Origin of the sequence: Aureivirga sp. CE67 (genome assembly GCF_015767245.1) — a bacterium.
Classification (GTDB): Bacteria; Bacteroidota; Bacteroidia; order Flavobacteriales; family Flavobacteriaceae; genus Aureivirga.
This window is the reverse complement of sequence record NZ_JADOTV010000001.1, coordinates 304474-322889: the sequence shown is the minus strand read 5'-3', so window position 1 is coordinate 322889 and position 18416 is coordinate 304474. Positions and strand designations below refer to the sequence as shown.

Annotated in this window: 15 protein-coding genes; 5 read left to right on the top strand and 10 right to left on the bottom strand. The window is 29.7% G+C overall.

Features of this window, described 5'->3' with window-relative positions:
- Positions 1-2: 2 nt before the first annotated feature.
- Both lpxK and I0K12_RS01425 read left to right on the top strand, forming a co-directional pair.
- Positions 3-1043, top strand: a complete 1041-nt coding sequence (gene lpxK / locus I0K12_RS01430) for a tetraacyldisaccharide 4'-kinase (RefSeq protein ID WP_196885118.1) — start codon at positions 3-5, stop codon at positions 1041-1043.
- Positions 1015-1827 (top strand): purine-nucleoside phosphorylase, encoded by an 813-nt coding sequence (locus tag I0K12_RS01425; RefSeq protein ID WP_196885117.1) that lies wholly within the window; start codon positions 1015-1017, stop codon positions 1825-1827. Before lpxK ends, I0K12_RS01425 begins: the two co-directional genes overlap by 29 nt.
- Before the next feature lie 78 nt (positions 1828-1905).
- Here the strand turns inward: I0K12_RS01425 and I0K12_RS01420 are convergent, their stop codons facing one another.
- On the bottom strand, positions 1906-3165 hold the full coding sequence (locus I0K12_RS01420; protein WP_196885116.1) for a M28 family peptidase: 1260 nt from the start codon (positions 3163-3165) through the stop codon (positions 1906-1908).
- A 163-nt stretch (positions 3166-3328) separates the two neighbouring features.
- The gene (gene lysS, locus I0K12_RS01415; RefSeq protein WP_196885115.1) at positions 3329-5035 is read right to left on the bottom strand and encodes a lysine--tRNA ligase; all 1707 of its coding nucleotides are present in this window, start codon (positions 5033-5035) and stop codon (positions 3329-3331) included.
- Between the two features lie 534 nt (positions 5036-5569).
- Between lysS and I0K12_RS01410 the strand changes: the two genes are divergently transcribed.
- The gene (locus I0K12_RS01410; protein ID WP_196885114.1) at positions 5570-7003 is read left to right on the top strand and encodes an SDR family oxidoreductase; all 1434 of its coding nucleotides are present in this window, start codon (positions 5570-5572) and stop codon (positions 7001-7003) included.
- Here the strand turns inward: I0K12_RS01410 and I0K12_RS01405 are convergent.
- Entirely contained in the window at positions 6996-8345 is a 1350-nt protein-coding gene (locus I0K12_RS01405; RefSeq protein ID WP_196885113.1) for an MATE family efflux transporter, read from the bottom strand. The genes I0K12_RS01410 and I0K12_RS01405 overlap by 8 nt on opposite strands.
- Before the next feature lie 119 nt (positions 8346-8464).
- Between I0K12_RS01405 and I0K12_RS01400 the strand changes: the two genes are divergently transcribed.
- The gene (locus tag I0K12_RS01400) at positions 8465-9328 is read left to right on the top strand and encodes a YitT family protein (protein ID WP_196885112.1); all 864 of its coding nucleotides are present in this window, start codon (positions 8465-8467) and stop codon (positions 9326-9328) included.
- 137 nt (positions 9329-9465) lie between these two features.
- Here the strand turns inward: I0K12_RS01400 and I0K12_RS01395 are convergent, their stop codons facing one another.
- Both I0K12_RS01395 and I0K12_RS01390 read right to left on the bottom strand, forming a co-directional pair.
- Complete coding sequence (locus I0K12_RS01395) at positions 9466-10971, bottom strand: hypothetical protein (RefSeq protein WP_196885111.1); 1506 nt, start codon at positions 10969-10971, stop codon at positions 9466-9468.
- Between the two features lie 452 nt (positions 10972-11423).
- Positions 11424-12767 carry a porin gene (locus tag I0K12_RS01390; RefSeq protein ID WP_196885110.1) on the bottom strand — a complete coding sequence of 448 codons (1344 nt, stop codon included), beginning with the start codon at positions 12765-12767 and terminating at the stop codon, positions 11424-11426.
- Between the two features lie 255 nt (positions 12768-13022).
- On the opposite strand from I0K12_RS01390, the gene I0K12_RS01385 reads away from it, so the two are divergent.
- Positions 13023-14171, top strand: coding sequence for a hypothetical protein (locus I0K12_RS01385; RefSeq protein ID WP_196885109.1), 1149 nt, complete (start codon positions 13023-13025; stop codon positions 14169-14171).
- A gap of 107 nt (positions 14172-14278) precedes the next feature.
- Here I0K12_RS01385 and I0K12_RS01380 read toward each other — a convergent pair whose 3' ends face one another.
- The 5 genes from I0K12_RS01380 to I0K12_RS01360 form a co-directional block, all read right to left on the bottom strand.
- Positions 14279-15061 (bottom strand): ABC transporter permease, encoded by a 783-nt coding sequence (locus tag I0K12_RS01380; protein WP_196885108.1) that lies wholly within the window; start codon positions 15059-15061, stop codon positions 14279-14281.
- Positions 15054-15764 (bottom strand): ABC transporter ATP-binding protein, encoded by a 711-nt coding sequence (locus I0K12_RS01375; protein WP_196885107.1) that lies wholly within the window; start codon positions 15762-15764, stop codon positions 15054-15056. The genes I0K12_RS01380 and I0K12_RS01375 overlap by 8 nt, the downstream gene beginning before the upstream one ends.
- Positions 15761-17020, bottom strand: a complete 1260-nt coding sequence (locus I0K12_RS01370; RefSeq protein ID WP_196885106.1) for a nitrous oxide reductase family maturation protein NosD — start codon at positions 17018-17020, stop codon at positions 15761-15763. The genes I0K12_RS01375 and I0K12_RS01370 overlap by 4 nt, the downstream gene beginning before the upstream one ends.
- Positions 17021-17122: 102 nt before the next feature.
- Positions 17123-17554, bottom strand: a complete 432-nt coding sequence (locus I0K12_RS01365; protein WP_196885105.1) for a nitrous oxide reductase accessory protein NosL — start codon at positions 17552-17554, stop codon at positions 17123-17125.
- Positions 17555-17801: 247 nt separating this feature from the next.
- Positions 17802-18383 (bottom strand): hypothetical protein, encoded by a 582-nt coding sequence (locus I0K12_RS01360; RefSeq protein WP_196885104.1) that lies wholly within the window; start codon positions 18381-18383, stop codon positions 17802-17804.
- Positions 18384-18416 lie beyond the last annotated feature (33 nt).

Here is an 18416-nt window from a genome sequence, read left to right as displayed (position 1 = left end):
ACATGAAAAAGTTACGAAAAATATTATTTCCATTTTCTATTTTATACGGAGGGGTAACTTCCGTTAGAAATAAACTTTTTGATGTTGGAGTTTTGAAATCGACTTCCTTTGATTTTCCTACAATTGTAGTCGGAAATCTTAGTGTAGGAGGAACAGGAAAAACACCACAGATAGAATATTTAATTCGTTTACTAAAAGATTCCTATCACACAGCAGTTTTAAGTAGAGGGTATAAGAGAACTACCGAAGGATTTATCATGGCTGACGCTACTGTAAATGCTGAAATGATTGGAGACGAACCTTATCAATATTTTCGAAAATTTCAACATATTACGGTTGCAGTAGATGCAAATCGTGTACATGGAATTGAGGAAATTAAAAAGCAAAAACCTGAAACTGAAATTGTATTATTAGATGATGCTTTTCAACACCGAAAGTTGAACGCTGGATTTTATATTTTATTAACTTCGTATGATAGTTTGTATTCGCAAGATTTTATGCTTCCTGCTGGAAATCTTCGTGAATATAAAAGTGGAGCAAAACGTGCAAAAGCTATTATCGTTACAAAGTGTCCCGAAAATCTTTCTTTTGAAGAGCAGAAAAAAATAGAGCAAAAACTAAAACTGGAGCCAAATCAGGAATTGTTTTTCTCTAAAATTTCTTATGATGAAACATTGGTTTCTCAAGAGGAAAAAATACAACTTTCAGACATTTTAGATTATGAAATTGTTTTAGTCACAGGAATTGCAAAACCAAAACCTTTAGTTTCTTTTTTAGAAAAAAAAGGAGTCAAACTACACCATATAGAGTTTCCTGATCATCATCATTTTTCGGATCATGATATATTGAAAATCAATGAGAAATATCATGATATTCCGACAGAAAAAAAGATTATTTTAACAACAGAAAAAGATTATGTTCGTATCTTTGTTAAGCTTGAGAAGGTATTTTATATACCTATCAAAACAACTTTTTTTAGTCGAGAAGACATATTTAACAAACTCATTTTAGATTATGTGGGAGAAAGTACAAGAGACAGTTAAGTTTTTACAAGAGAAAGGAATTACAACACCTGATTTTGGAATTGTATTAGGAACAGGATTAGGAAACTTAGTAGATGTTATTTCTATAGAAAAACGTATTCCTTATGACGAAATCGTAAACTTTCCAGTGTCTACAGTTGAAGGACATCATGGAGAATTGATTTTTGGAGAATTAGGAGGAAAGAAAGTTCTAGCAATGCGTGGAAGATTTCATTATTATGAAGGATGGAAAATGAGTGATACAATTTTCCCAATCCGTGTGATGAAATATTTAGGTATAGAAAAACTGATTGTTTCAAATGCATCTGGAGGTGTAAAAACTGGATTTAAAGTTGGAGATGTAATGTTAATTACAGATCATATCAACATGATGCCAGAACATCCTTTGAATGGAGCAAATGACGAACGTTTTGGACCTCGTTTTGTAGATATGCATGAGCCATATGATTTAGAAATGGCACAATTAGTAAGAGATATCGCTATTGAAAATAATGTGAAATTACAAGAAGGAGTGTACCTTGCTTTACAAGGACCAACTTTTGAAACTCCAGCAGAATACCGTATGGTAAGGCTAATGGGAGCTGATACTGTAGGAATGTCTACAGTTCCTGAAGTTATCGCTGCAAAACATATGGGAATGAAATGTATGGGGCTTTCTGTAATTACAGATTTAGGAGTAGAAGGTCTTGTAGAACCAGTTTCTCATGAAGAAGTACAAGAAGTTGCGAAAGTAGCAGAAAAAGTAGTTTCTAAATTGGTAGTTGATTTCTTAGCAAGAAGTTAAATAAAAACTTAAACGATATAAAAAAACTCATTCTTTAATTAGAATGAGTTTTTTGTTTTAGAAGTTTTGTTTACAATATTAGTTTTTAATAATGTTGTAAAGTTTCAGTTTCTTACCATCTGTAGTTTTTATCTGAATAATATAATTTCCAGATGCAAGGTTTTCTAAGTTGATTTCAAGATGCTTTTGATTGCTTTTGAAATTTAAAACTACTTTTCCTGTAATAGAAAAAACACTTATTTCTCTATCTTTTTCAGTTTTAAAGTCCATAGCAAAAGAATCTCTTGTAGGATTTGGATAGAAAATAGTTTTAACATCTTCTAATTCTCCAACACTTACGTTATCACCATCACCATCACCATCACCATTTCCGTCTCCGTCTCCGTCTCCGTCACCATCACCATCGCCGTTTCCATCGCCATCTCCACCTGAATTATCTTCTTCACATAAAATACCTTTTGTAGCCAAATAAGCAGTGATTAATTTCCCCATTTCATGAAAATAAGGCATATTGAATAAAGAAATTCTATCTTGTGAAGAATGGTAACCTGGAGTGATATCATCGTTTTCCCAAGATTCCCCTAGAAGAACAGCTGCGTAATCATTAGCCCAAAAAGAAGCATGGTCGCTTGCGTAAGTTCCAGGGTTTACAACTAAAGGAGTAATATCTAAATTGTAAGTGTCTACTAAAGAAATAAGATCATCTTTGATTTGACCAGAAACAGCGTTATTATTAATATCGATGTCGAAAACTTTATCATTATCTCCATCATATCCCATCATATCAATATTTAAAACTCCAACAATATTTTTATTTTGAGAAAAGAAATAATCCGAGAAATGCTCACTTCCTTTTAAACCGATTTCTTCTTCATCCCAAAGTGCATAAATAATTGTATTTTCAAAACATTGATCTGCTAAAATTCTAGCTGCTTCTAAAACTCCAGCAACTCCACTAGCATTGTCATCCGCACAATAATAAGACACAGAATCATAGTGTGCAGAAACTATAAAAATATCATCAGGATTTACAGTACCTAATTGTGTTGCATAAATATTTCTTCCAGAGTTTGAATAGTTTTGAACCGTAACAGTCAGTCCTGTATCTTCTAATTTTTCTTTAATATAATCTGCAGATAAATTGTTGTTATAATTACTAACTCTATGTTCTATAGTAACGTTTTCACCATAAATTGTTGTAGGATCTTCTCCAGATAATTCTCGAACGTAAGTTGTAAGATTATCCAAACTTGTTTCTTCTACAAAACCCGTAATCGTGGGATCTTGAGCAAAAACAAATGAAGATATAAGAGTAATCAAAAGGGTAATTTTTTTCATGTAATAATAATTAGTTTAATAATGAGTATTCCGTGTGGGTGTTAACTAAAAATCAGGGTGTAAATATAAACATTTTACTTTAGACGTAAATATTTTAGTTTTATGACAAAAAAAAGAGTAACCAAATGAATGATTACTCTTTAATTTTATAATTTAAAATGGATTATGCAGTAACTTCTACAAATTTAGCATCTCCATCTACAGAAACCTTAATTAAGTTTTGTTTTGAAAGACCTTTCATTGCTTTGTCCCAACCTTTGTTGCTCAACCCAGCTTGTTCTTTCAACTCGTTTAATAAAACTTTCTCCTCAGCTTTTTGAAGAATATCGAAAACTACTTTTTCATTTTCTTTTAATTCTACTGTGATTTGTTTTTTCTCTGGACGCATTTGTGGGAAGAATAATACTTCTTGAATAGATGCGTTGTTCGTCATTAACATTACTAAACGGTCAATTCCAATTCCGATACCAGAAGTAGGAGGCATTCCGTATTCTAATGAACGAACGAAATCTTGATCGATAAACATCGCTTCATCATCTCCTTTTTCAGAAAGTTTTAATTGATCTTCAAAACGCTCTTTTTGGTCAATAGGATCATTTAACTCAGAATAAGCATTTGCTAATTCTTTTCCGTTTACCATTAACTCAAAACGCTCTGTTAATCTATCATTCGAACGGTGCTCTTTTGTAAGAGGACTCATTTCTTTTGGATAATCTGTAATGAATGTTGGTTGGATATAGTGGTGCTCACATTTCTCTCCGAATAACTCATCGATTAATTTTCCAACTCCCATTGTTTCATCTACAGGAATATCTACTTTTTTACAAACCTCACGAAGTTCTTCCTCATTCATTCCTGCAACATCATACCCAGTATGGATTTTAATTGCTTCTAAAATAGGAACTCTTGGATAAGGTGCTTTAAAGCTAATTTCGTTTTCTCCAACTTTTACAGTAGAATTACCAGTTGCTTCTACAGCTACTTTTTCTAATAATTCTTCTGTCATTCCCATCATCCAGTTATAATCTTTGTAAGCAACATAAAGTTCCATTACAGTAAACTCTGGATTGTGTGTTCTGTCCATTCCTTCATTACGGAAATCTTTCGCAAACTCATAAACAGCATCAAAACCACCAACGATTAATCTTTTTAAGTATAATTCGTTCGCAATTCTTAAATATAAAGGAATATCTAAAGCATTATGATGTGTTACGAATGGGCGAGCAGCAGCTCCACCAGGGATTGGTTGTAAAATAGGAGTTTCTACCTCTAAATAATCACGTTCATTAAAGAACTGACGCATTGCGTTTGTAATTTTTGTTCTTTTGATGAAAGTATCTTTTACGTGATCATTTACAATTAAATCTACATAACGTTGTCTGTATCTCAATTCTGGATCAGAAAATGCATCATGTACTTTTCCTTCCGCATCTGTTTTTACAGCTGGTAAAGGACGTAACGATTTAGACAAAAGAGTTAATTCCTTTATCTTAACAGAAGTTTCTCCAACCTTCGTTTTGAATACTTCACCCTTTACTCCAATAATGTCTCCCATATCCATTAATTTCTTGAATACAGTATTGTAAAGTGTTTTGTCTTCAGACGGAGCGATTTCATCTCTGTTAATATAAATTTGCATACGACCTGTAGAATCTTTTAACTCTGCAAAAGACGCAGTCCCCATGATTCTACGGCTCATCATTCTACCTGCAAGAACAACTTCTTTTCCTTCAAAACCTTCGAAATTTTCCTTGATATCCTTAATGTATGCAGTAGTTTTAAATTCTGCCGCCGGATACGGATCAATTCCTAAGTCTCTAAGTTTTTGAAGTGACTCTCTTCTTACAATCTCTTGTTCTGATAATTGCATTTTTGCCTATTTTTTAAAATCGTTTAACTTTATAAGGGGCAAATATACGATGTAATAAAATAATAAAGAGTGTAAAATTCGAAAGTATTTTGTGATTTATTAAAAAAGTATCAAAATATGTGAAAATATCACAATCTTTATTTTTATGTTATATTTAAAAAATTAACACTTAAACTTTATTGTTATGTGTTTTTTGAACGCAAAATGAGTTGAAAATTAATAAATCGTTAGAAAAAGTTCATTTTTAAATTAAGATAACTACTTGAGATTCAATTTTGTTTGAGATATGTTTGGAACTTAGTAAAATTAGCGTATCTTTGTAGGCCGCAAAATAATTAGCGGTTTAGTTGTGTTGTTTTGGCATTTTTTATAATGTCGTGGTTTTATTAAGGCCAATGGAAAGCTTCCCGTATATCTCTTCGGGACGCTTTTTTTTTGCTTTAAACTTTCCTTCCTTTTAAAATTCACTTTTCTTTAGCTAAAAAATCTTAAGATTTATTCTAACTTTAAACGAGAAATCAAAAAGCTAGAACTATGAAAAAAGTTTTACTTACAGGTGTTACAGGCTATATTGGAAAAAGACTTTTACCTCTTTTGCAAGAAGACGGCTATGAAGTAATTTGTACGGTTCGAGATAAAAATCGTTTTCCTTACGAAGAAGTAGATGATGAAAAAGTGACAATAATTGAAGTTGATTTTTTAGATAAAAAGTCTTTAGAACAAATACCACAAGATATTGATGTTGCTTTTTATCTGATTCATTCGATGAGTGCGACTTCTGGTGATTTCGAATCTTTAGAAATTCAATCTGCGGAAAATTTTAGAGATTATATCAATACGACTTCATGTGAACAGGTAATTTATCTAAGTGGAATTGTTAATGAAAAACATCTTTCTAAACATTTGATTTCTAGAAAACATGTAGAAGAAGTTTTAAATCAAGGAACTTTTCATCTCACAACACTAAGAGCTGGAATTATTATAGGTTCAGGAAGTGCTTCTTTTGAGATTATTCGTGATTTGGTAGAGAAACTTCCTGTGATGGTAACTCCAAGATGGTTGAAAACGAAATCGCAACCAATTGCAATTCGTGATATGTTGACAGTTTTGCAAAAATGTATTTTATGTGAAAAAGTCTATGATGGAAGTTTTGATGTAGGAATGAATGAAGTTTTGACTTATGAAGATATGTTGCAACAATACGCAGAAGTTCGTGGGTTAAAACGATATATTTTAATTCTTCCTGTAATGACACCAAAACTTTCTTCTTATTGGTTGTATTTTGTGACTTCTACTTCTTATAATCTTGCGGTGAATTTGGTGGAAAGTATGAAAGTAGAGGTTGTTTGTAATCCAGATCAATTAAATCTTTTGGATTATTTTGGAATAAAACCTTTGACTTATAAAGAGGCAATTCAATTAGCTTTTGACAGAATTGAGCAACAGCATATTATTTCTAGTTGGAAAGATTCTTTAGTTAGCGGACTTTTCAATGAAAATATTTCTAATTATGTGCAAGTTCCAACTTTTGGTTGTTTTGTAGATAAAAGAAAAATGGAAATTGATAATTCAGATAGAGTTGTAAAAAATATTTGGAAAATAGGAGGGAAGCATGGTTGGTACTACGGAAATTGGTTGTGGAAAATTCGTGGTTTTATGGATAAAATGGTCGGAGGAATTGGACTTCGTAGAGGAAGAACAAATCCGACAGAATTACATGCGGGAGATACTTTAGATTTCTGGCGAGTAATTTATGCAAACAAAGAAGAAAGAAGATTATTACTTTTTGCAGAAATGAAAGTTCCAGGAGAAGCTTGGCTAGAGTTTAAAGTTTGTGATCAAAATATTTTACATCAAACAGCAACATTTCGTCCAAAAGGAATTTCTGGAAGATTGTATTGGTACAGTGTTTTGCCTTTTCATGGATTTATTTTCAAAGGAATGTTGGAGAAAATAGGAACTAGCTAAGGTTATGTTGTCTTTGAATATATTTTTTAATCCAAATATAACTTACAATTCCAACCAGAATATTTGCTCCAAAAACTCCCCAGAAAATACCTTTGATTCCAATTAATCTAGAAAGAATGTAGGTAAGAGGAACGTATAAAACAATCATTCGAATGATTACAATCGAAAGAGAATTGAGAGGTTTGTTTAAACCATTAAAAATTGCTGAACTCAGTTGGAAAATTCCTTGAAAACCATAACTAAAAGAAACAATTCCAAAATATTGCACAGTGATTTCTACAACTTCCGTATCTGTACTAAAAAGTTTACCGATATCTCTAGCAAAAATTTTATAACAAATCAATAAGAATACTCCCATAATTAGAGAGAAAATTACGGTGTTTCTTGTTGCAATTTCCAATCTTTTCCAATTTCGCATACCGAAATTTTGTCCAGTAAAAATAGTCATGACAGAAGAAAGTGCAGTTATTAAGATTAAACCAAATAATTCCACTTTAGAAACAATTCCGAAAGCTGCAACAGCTTCTTTACCGAAAACAGAAATAATTTTAGTAACAATTGCAATAGAAAGAGGAGTTATAATTAAACCAATAGCTGATGGCCCTGCAATACTGAAAATCTTTTTCCAAGTATTTAATATTTTAGAAAAACTTCGAAAATGAATATGAAGAAGATTATCTCGTTTGATTAAAAGATATAGACAAAAAATAGAAATCATTGCTCGGCTTGAAACGGTTGCAATTGCAGCACCTTTGATTCCTAATTTTGGAAAAGGACCTATCCCGAAAATTAGAAAAGGATCTAAAGCGGCATTGAAAATTGCAAAAACCATCATTACAATTCCTGGTGTGAAAGTATCTCCTGTAGCACGAATAATTCCATTTCCCACAAGAGGAATTACCAAAAAAATAGTGCCAAAATACCAAATAGACATAAAGTCATTAATTAGAATTAATTCTTCTGGTTTTGCTCCTAACAATTTAAAGACAGGATTTATAGTATTTAAACCAATAATCATCACAATAAAAACAGCAAAAAGAGCAAGAAGTATGGTTTCAAAAGCAAAAATTCGAACTTCTTCTCTCGGTTCGGAAACGAATTTTTTAGATACGATTGCTGCAGCTCCAATTCCAATTCCCATAGCAACACTTCCAACAAAAGCAACTACTGGAAAAGTGAAACTAATTGCAGCGAGATTATCTACTCCTAGTTTACCAATGAAAAAAGTATCAATAAGATTGAAGATGAAGATTCCCATGATACCAAAAACCATAGGCCAAGTAAGTTTGAATAAAACTTTATTGATTGGACCTTCGATAATAAATTTTGGATCTCGTTTCATGAGAAAATAATTTGGAAATAATAAGATACAAAATATAATGCTGGAATACTTTTTTAATAAGTAATTAATATTTAGAGAAATAGATTCTTTGTAATTTTAAGTAAAACCCAAAAGAAAAAATGTCAAAAGTTCGATACAAACTAAAATGCTTTTTAACGGATGCTACTTTTATAATTCTTGGAATTCTTTCTGCAGGATTTGGATTAGAAGGATTTTTACTTCCAAATTCTTTTATTGATGGAGGGGTAACCGGAATTTCACTTTTATTAAAAGAAGTTACAGGGATTTCTGTTTCACTTTATCTTATTTTATTGAATGTTCCTTTTATAATTTTGGCATTTTTCCATATCGAAAGAACTTTTGCTATAAAGAGTATAATTGCTATTGTTACATTAGCTACCGTTATTCATTTTATCCATTATCCTGTAGTTACTTCAGATAAAGTTCTGATTGCAGCATTTGGTGGATTTTTTCTCGGTTTAGGAATTGGACTCTCCATACGAGGAGGAGCTGTGCTAGACGGAACTGAAATTGTGGCAATTTATTTAAGTAGAAAATTCAATATGAAAATTAGTGATTTTGTGTTGATTTTTAATGTGGTGATTTTCGGTTTTGGAGCTTATGTGCTTTCTATTGAGATTGCACTTTATGCGATTTTGACTTATTTGACAGCTTCTAAAACAATTGATTTTATTTTAGAAGGAATAGAAGAATATACTGGAATTACTATTATTTCAGATCATAGTGAAGAAATTCGAACGCATATTATTCATGAAATGAAACGTGCTGTAACGATTTATAAAGGAGTTCGTGGTTATAGCAAAGAAAATAAAGAAGTTTCGATTTTATATACTGTGATTACTAGGCTGGAAGTATCCAAGTTTCAAAGAGAAATAAATCAAATTGATCCGAATGCTTTTATTGTTATGAATAGTGTAAAAGATACAAAAGGAGGAATGATAAAAAAACGCCCTCATATGTAATGAGAAATGTTGTAAATTTTTAAGAAAGTTGAATGATTATTGAAAGAGTCTGTTTAAATTTCTTTTTAAAAACAGATGTTTCAAAAGTAATAAAAAGCAGAAAACGATTTATTCAAATTTAAACAGACTCAAATATCTTATTCTAAGATCATAAAAGTTTTTTTCTTTTTTCTAGAATTCATCATTACAAAACGTTCGGATTGGTATGTTCCATAATAAGGAGTATAATATTTTTTTCCTTTATTATCTTGTATTTTATTATAAGAAACTTTACCGTCTGATGAATATTCAAAATCATACAAAGCAGAAGACTCAAAAAAACCTTTAGATATTTTTGTTCTTCCATCTTTCTTTTTGGATAAATTTTTACCAGAATTTAAAATAATGTGTAATTTTTCATCTTTTAAAAAAGCATTATAAGAAGGTGTGTCAGCTCTTTTAAAAACACTTCTACCCCAAGCTAAATCTCCAGCAGAATCAAATTTTAAAATTAGAAGATCGTCGTAATGATATATCGTTTCATAATATCCTCCTGCTGTTACACCCGCATTAACATATCTAGTTGTAGTAAAAAATTCTTCTGCGATTAAATAAACACCATCTTTACTATCTTTCAATATATAATCAATATAAAAGTTTTTAAGTTCTTTCTTTTTCTTATTTTTTCTTTTAGCTGTTCTATAACCATATAAATCCTCATAAACTTTCTTAGGTAAATCTTTTGATTTTAAAGATTGTAAGCTGAGATTCGATTTGTTTATTATAAAACTACAACCTCCTTTTATTCGATTAGCTTTTAATTCTGAATAAAAACCATACAATTGAAGTTGCTCCTTAACTTGAAAAATTTTTAAAGATTGGATATATTTTTCTTTTAAATCAATTACTAATTCTTCATTCTTTTCTTTTGAGATTTTATTTAGGATATATTGGTAATTTGCCTCTCCTTTCGACTTTTCTTTAGCACGATCGTTTAAATATAATTTACCTAAAGAATAAGTAGTTGCATCATTATCAATAAATAAATCATTATGAATAAAATAACGTTCAATATCTTCTTGGTAAGCTTTTGTATAAATTAGTTTTTCAGTTTTTGCATCAAAAACACGAATTGTGTAAGAGTTTTTGTTTTTACGAATGTTATCTGTTGCAATTGCAAAATATTTACCATTTGGAGATAAAGAAAAAGAAGTATTATGATTTTTTCTGGAACCAAATAAATTTTGTTTTTTTTCCACAGTAGTTTCAAAAATAACAGTTTTTGTATAAGAAGTAGAATTTAAATCTAATGTATGACAATATAAAATACGTTCGTCTTTTTTCGGTGCATATACTGTGAAAAGTTTTAATTGATTATTATAGTATAAATCACCAACATATTTTTCTTTTCGGTTGCTTTTTATAGTCTTAGAAAAGGTTTTATTAAGATTATTATCAAAAATATCAAAAAAAATATTCTTCTTTCCATTTCTAGCAATTGCAGTTTTTCCTGATTCAGAAGTATGTATTGCTAAGATGTCAATAGAATTTATTTTTTCCTTGTATTCGATGCTTTCTTTTACGGTTAAATTTGTTGTAGACTCGGATTGTGCTAGAACAAAATTTGAAATAATAAGCAAAGAAAAAATTAATAGTTTTTTCATAAAATTTATTTTTTAAAATAATGAATTAATAGTATATTTCGTTAAGAATTTGTTTCCCCTTTTAAGCAATATTATATATTGAAAAGCTACTTTTCATAAGCTAAAAAACAATTTTGATATATTTTTAGATAAGTATTAATTCAATTAAGAAATTTACTTATTAGAATAGAGAATTATATTTTAAGCAATTTTAAATGTAATTTATTCAAGATATCATTTATTTTTTTCACCAAATATAGTTTTTTTTATGAAACTATTTTAAGGTGCTCTTAATTAATTTTTGATGATAAACAGTAAGTAGTTTTTATGTTGAATTAATGATAAATTCCAAACAGCGCTATTTTGAAATTTCCCACTAAGATTTCTATAGAATCTTTTTTATATTAAATGATATCTGTAGTATTGATGAATAAATAAAAACACGCTTTAATATGGTTAATAATTTATAAAGATTAAATTTTAAATTGATATTGAAGCAAAACACTCCATTTTCTTTCATCTTCCACACGTTCATTATTTCTTTCAACAAAAATTGGTCGATTCTGAAAGTTTAGAGTAAATTTTGAATTATGTTTATTGATTAACCAATTAATTCCAAAATCAAAATAAATCATTTCATCCGCTAGATATTCAAAGTCTGAAAATTGAAAATTTACATATGGTTGTAGCTGTTGTTTTTGGTTTGGATAATTTTTATTTGGTATTAGAAAACCAAATTGAGTAAAGACAGTATTTCCTGTTCCAATCACTGGGAAGGCATTTCCACTTCCGTTCAGCGTAACATTTCCTAAACTTGAATTTACAGGATTATTCACAGCGACACTTCGAACATAATTTGGACCAAAATCATAATTGAAAAAAGCCAAATAAGAAGTGAAAACCGCATTTTTTCTTTTATTTACCACATAATCTAAAAAGAAATCTACAGCAAAAAGTTGCATGTCTACATAAGTGATATGTCTATCGTTATTATAATACCAAAGTCCATCTCCCAAATGACTAAAACCAGCTCCAAGACTCATAATGTTTTTAGAACCTAAATACGTTCCAGGACTTGTTGCAGTTTTATTACTTTCTTGGTCTAAAAATTCATATTTGAAATAACCGGAAAGTTTAAATCTAGATTTAGTATCTGTGAAATTCGCAATATTTCCAATAGGGTTTGGTTCATTTTCAAATTCGTTATCTGTGTAAAAACCTTTAGAAAGTGCCAAACGATAATCTAGTTTTTTTACTTTTCCTTTAAAGAAAACATTCAATTCTCTGTCCGAATCATCTAAAACACCATTTACGGGAACCGTAACAGAAATCGCATCACTAACAATTAAAGAACTCGTACTACTAGAAGTGTAACGAGATAAACCATCCCAATTAGATTTTCCTAAACCTACATTAAAATAATCATTAAGTTCATAAGTGACATTTAAATCAAGAATATTTAAACTAGCTCCTTTTCTTAGATTTTGATTGATATTATTTGTTCCAAAATTTAAAACAAAAAACAATTTATCAGTAGCTTGCATTTGTGCTCCAAGACGAAAACGACGAATAGAAATATCCCAAATATCTTTCTTTTCTATACCATCAATAGCACTTCCAGGGTTTAGATCAATATATCTTCCCCAGAATTGTGTATACATTCCAATCTTTACCCAACGTTTATGCTCTGAATCTAGAAAGAATTCAAAAGGATTTTTCTTTTTTTGTTGTGCAAATATTGGTGTGATTATAAAAAATAATAAGAGTAGAGAAATTACTTTTTTTAGATAATTTATTTTCTCAAAATCAACATGCATCTTCATCTCATTTAAATTATATAAAAGAAAATCGAAATATTTCGATAAGACAATGTGTAAATAAAATGAGGTTGTACTAAATAAGTACCTTAAATTTAAATATAAAAATCATTAAATGAAAGAGGATTGAAATAAAAAGTATTGGTTTTGGTTTAAAATGTAAGTCATAATAAAGTTTAAAATGTGTTAAAAAAGTATTTATAAGTAACTTGTTTTTAAGACTATATTTAAATATATAAACTTAATACCTAAAAAATGAATAAAAACAACTATTTAAGACTACTATTTCTTACAATTTTAGTGTGTCCAATTTTGACTTTTGCTCAAAATGAAAATTTTAAAAAATTACTCCTTGAAAATAGCTTTGTAATTGAAAAAAAATCAGATGGTAAATTCAAAGGAGAAGGTTGGAAAACCTTAGAGAAAAAAATAAAAGAAACCGATTATTTTATGATTGGTGAAAGTCATTTTAATGCTGAGGTTCCAGAATTTATTGATGCTGTTCAAAAACGTGGAAAATACAAAACTTTTGTGATGGAAGTTTCGCCTATGCTGGCGGATGTTTTACAAGAAAAAATAGAAAATTCTGATGAAAATAAATTGAATGTTTGGTTAAAAGAAAATGGAAATAATATTTCTTTTTATTCGCATAAAGAAGATTTTCAGCTTTTGAAAAATTTAATTAAAAACAAAGTAGATTTTCTAGGTTTAGATCAAATTTCAGCTTTGAGTGATATTACACTTTATAGATATCATAAGGAAAATGCGAGTGATGAGAAACTTCAAGATTTTTATGCTACTGTAATTAAAAATTGGGAGCAAGGTTTTGATAAAATGATTAAAGGAGAACAAGCGATGCCTTATTTGATTTCAGAAACTTTTGTGAAGGATTATGATTATATGAAAAAAGAAAAAATGGAAAATTCTTTTTTTGAAAAATTAGATCGAAGTAATAATATCTATAGAGGTGGGGCAAAAAGTCATGAAATGAGAGTTTCAGATTTAAAATTGAATTTGAAAAATAACTATAAGGAACACATTAATCGTAAAAAGGTTTTATTTCGTTTTGGGGCAAATCATTGTAATAAAAACGAAGATATCGGGCAGCAAATGTTTGAATATGCAAAAGAAAATAAGAAAAAATCTTTTCATTTAGCAGTGATTTGTATTACAGGAGAAACTGGAAGCCCCTTGAAAGTTATGCCTAATACAACACTTCAGAAAATAAAACAGATGGAATATTTTTATGATGTTTTTGATTCAAAATATACGTACGTTGATTTGAGTAAAATCACGAATACTCCAGAATTCTCTGCTTTAGAAAATCCTAGATTTAAAAAGTTTATTGAAGGTTATGATGCAATTGTAATTATTCAAGATGCGACTCCAGCAACGAAGTTTTAAAAATAAAAATAGTCTGAAACCCGAAAGTTTCAGACTATTTTCGCACCAGTCTTTCTGAATGTTATCAGAAAATAAAATAAATCAAACTATAAAATAGGTTTTATAAACTAAAAATCTTTTTTCTTCGCTTTGAAAACTATCCTCAAAATCGGCAATGCAACCCAGATAAATAACATTAAAAAAGAAATAATTACTCCAAAGTTGGAACCGAAGAATTTTTTGAAAATTGCTCCAGTATAACCAAGAAGTGCAGATATATCTAATTTTAGTAAAATTAGAATCCTAGACAAATCGATTGGGTTTAGCATCGACATTCCTAAGGATAGTTTGTCAAGCGGATAGTCTTGAAAAATGATTAAAGAAATCAAAAATATCCCATCATATATCACAGCTAAGAATAACCACATCAAAATTGCATACCCGAATCCTTTGATTTTATTTTCATTAGAAAGTGCAATGTTGAAAGCCAAAGCTGTGAATATGAAGGTTAAAAATACTCCCGTAACGAGTAATAAGGTAAAATTCCAAATTGCTGTGGAGGCAAATAATCCATAAATAGCGAACGGAATTCCTAAACCTAAAGCTAAACTTAAAGCTAAAGAAATTGCAACCCCAAGATATTGCCCAACAAAAATGGATGTTCGTTTTAGTGGTTGTGCTAAAAGTAATTCTGTGAATTCTTTGGAATTATAAAAATACATCACTCCGAAAATAGTTCCGATAAGTGGTACAAGCATGATGATCACATTCATTAATGTGATGATTGCTTTTGATAAATCGTTATTCAAAAACAATAAAACAAAACCTAATAACAGATAAAATGCGAAATACACATAACTCCATCTGCTTCGTATCAGGTCAAAAAAACTATATTTTAATATCTTAAGCATGATGATTATCTGTTAAAATGGTTGCTATTGCGTGTTCAAAATCTTCTTGTTGTGTTTTTTCTTTCAAGGCCTGAATTGATCCTTTGAAATAAATAACACCTTCTAAAAGGAAAACAATTTCGTCTGAAACATCTTCTACAAAACTCATAATATGACTTGTGATCATAATTGTTTTTCCTTTCGCTTTTTCTTTATTAATCAGCTCTTTCAGGTGTAAAAGCGCAATCGGATCTAATCCTGTAGTTGGCTCGTCCAGAATAATTAATGGACTATCAAACATAAAAGTCAAAACTAAATTTACTTTTTGTTTTGTTCCTCCAGATAAGTTTCCGAGTTTTTTATTCAGAAAGGGCTCTAGTTTGAAAAGAGCGATTAATTCTTTCTCATCTGCGCTATCTTTTCTTAAATCTTTAATCATTCGGATTAATTCCTTTACTTTTAAATTACTCGGGAAATTGGCAATTTGTGGTAAATAATTAATCTGATTTCTATAGGCAGCATTATTTTTAATATTTTGTTCAAAAACTTCGATAGTTCCTTTGTCTGGAATTACCATTCCTAGAATGGATTTAATCAAAGTTGTTTTTCCAGAACCATTTGGTCCAAGAACGGTGAAAATTCCACCTTTAGGAATAGAAAGTTCTACACCTTGTAAAACCCTATTTTTTGCGAATTTCTTGTGTAAATCTCTAACTTCTATCATGGCATTTTTCGTATTAGAGGGTTTTTATCTACTAAATTATCTGGAGTGAATATTGGCGAAACTTTTTCTGAGAAATCAATCAAATCAATGAATAAACTTCTTAGTAAAACAATCGTTTCTGGAGTTTCGTTTACGATATAAGAAAACAACTTCACAGGACGATAAGGAACATCTCCAATTCCATCTTTATTCAAATCATAACCAGTATAATTACTCCAATAATTTTTATCAAAAACATTGTCGTTTACTTTACTGTTATATGCAACATCGAAAGAATTGTATAAGAAATTATTTTTGGTAAAAGTATTGGTATAACAAGCTCCACGAACTTTGATAGCCCAACCATTTTGCAAGAAAGTATTCTTTTCATATAAAACTCTGTTGGATCCTTCAATGTTGATTCCAATGGTATTTTCTTCAAAAGTATTTCCTGAAATTTCTGCATCATTGATTTCTTTCAACAATAAACCATAAGAAGCAGAACCCCAATTTTCCCTAAAAGAATTGTTCAACATTTTGATTCGTTTGGAAAACATTACCGCAACTCCAGCTCCATTTTTTTCAAAAGTATTGTCTTCATAACTATCATCATTCGAAAACATAAAATGCAATCCGTAACGAACATTTAGTGTACTTACATTATTTTTTATGGTACAGAAATCAGAGAATTCTAAGTAAATTCCATCACGAACATGTTCTATAAAATTATGCTCGATTTCTATATTCTTACAATACCATAATTGGATTCCATTTCCTGAATTATATTCCTCTTTTGCATCTCCAATTATTTTATTGTGATAAACTCTACCATCTCTAGATTTTTCTAAATAAATTCCGAAGAAAAGTCTTTCTAAAACAACATTTTGAATCAAAAAGTTCTTACTTCTTCGAACTCGAATTGCTGCATAATCTTCCGTATAACTTGTTCCTACATTGATAATAAAAAGCCCGTCAATCGTAACGTTATCTGAAATTACAGTGATAATTTCTCCTTTTAAATCACCATCAATTATTGGATAATTTTCTCCGATAATTGTCAGCGGTTTATCTACGACAATATTATATTCATGATACGTTCCTTTTTTTACCAAAATAGTATCATTTGCTTCCGAAATAGCAACAGCTTCTTTTATACTTTTATTCTCACAAGACTCGCAAACTTCAATGGTTTTAGCAAAACTTGAAAATTGATTTAGAAAAAATAATCCAATAAAAAGTATGGTAAGTTTCCTAAAAGCATTCCGTTTATTTTTCATCTTTATCCGTATTAATTCGTTTAAAAAATGCTTTATAATTTTATCACAATTCCATAAAAAAAATGTTTTCAAAATGCGATAAAACAATTCTAGAAAACTTGGTTATTTAATTTTTTCAATTAATTCATTCCAAGTAAAAATTTGTCCTCCTTTTGCTTTTTGCATTGCAGTTGCATCTTCTTTCTTTTCAAAAGCAGAAAGATTATATCCCATTGGGCTCGGGATTTTTTCACTAATCAAATAAGTAGCAGTTTTTGCATCTACCAAATGATCTTTTTCTGGATAATTAGAAACTAATAAAAGTCCGAAATCTTCTGAAGAAATTTGACCTTCATTGATATAATTAACCAAACATTCGATAGCATCAAATTTATAAGCTTTTCCTTTATTTGTAACAAGTTCAGAAGCGTGTTGTTTGTCTACAATGGTCATTTTACAAAAATGACAAGCATCGCTTCCATATTCGATTGGTTGTTGTTTTACTTCACAAGAAATAAATAACAACATGACTAAACTTATGATTAATATTCGCATCACTTTTCACTTTAAATTTTTACAATTATCACAATTCAATTTTTTCCTTTTTTAAATTCCCCTCTTGAGAGGGGCAAGGGGTGTGTTTTTCAAACTTTTATTTATAAGACTTAAAATGTTAGTTCTAATAAAAGTTATTTTTATAGTTTATTGTGATTTATTTTTTTAATAAAAACTGTTTAATGTTTAAAAATCAAGGGTGAATTGAGCTTTAAAACCTTAAACGAGTTTTTACATCATCTAATCGTTATTTGTTTTTCTTTCCAACAAAAAAAGAAAAGAAAGATAATGCCATTCCGACTGCTAAGAAAGCTGCTCCAAGTTGTGGATACGAATGCGCTTTGAAGTTTAGAATGTCTTTAGAACCAAAAAGAGGAGGTTGAAATCCCATAATGGAACCATCTTTATTCGTAAATTTCATAATTGCATGCGGATCTAAATTGTGACCGTAATCGTGTTCCCACAAATAGAAATCATACATTCCTGCAAGTGCTAAAACTAGCATCAAAATAAACCAAGCTAAGAATAACTTGTGCTTTCCGATAAATCCTACAGCAATTCCTAAAATAGACATCGCTGCAATAACGATTGGGAAAATGGTAAACTCTGGAATAGATTCTGGGATATATTGCATTCCAACATAATGATTCATCAAATTGATGTTTTTAATATCATGTGGATGAACATCCGCAAAATCATTGATGTAGATATCCATTGCCAAAGGAATTGGATATTGAGGAGCTTCTAATGTAATTCTCCAAAGAGGAAAAACGAATAATCCTAAAATGGAGATTGCTCCAAGAATCATCATTAGTTTTGAGATTTTCATAATAACATCATTTTAAAGAAAACAGGCGGCGTT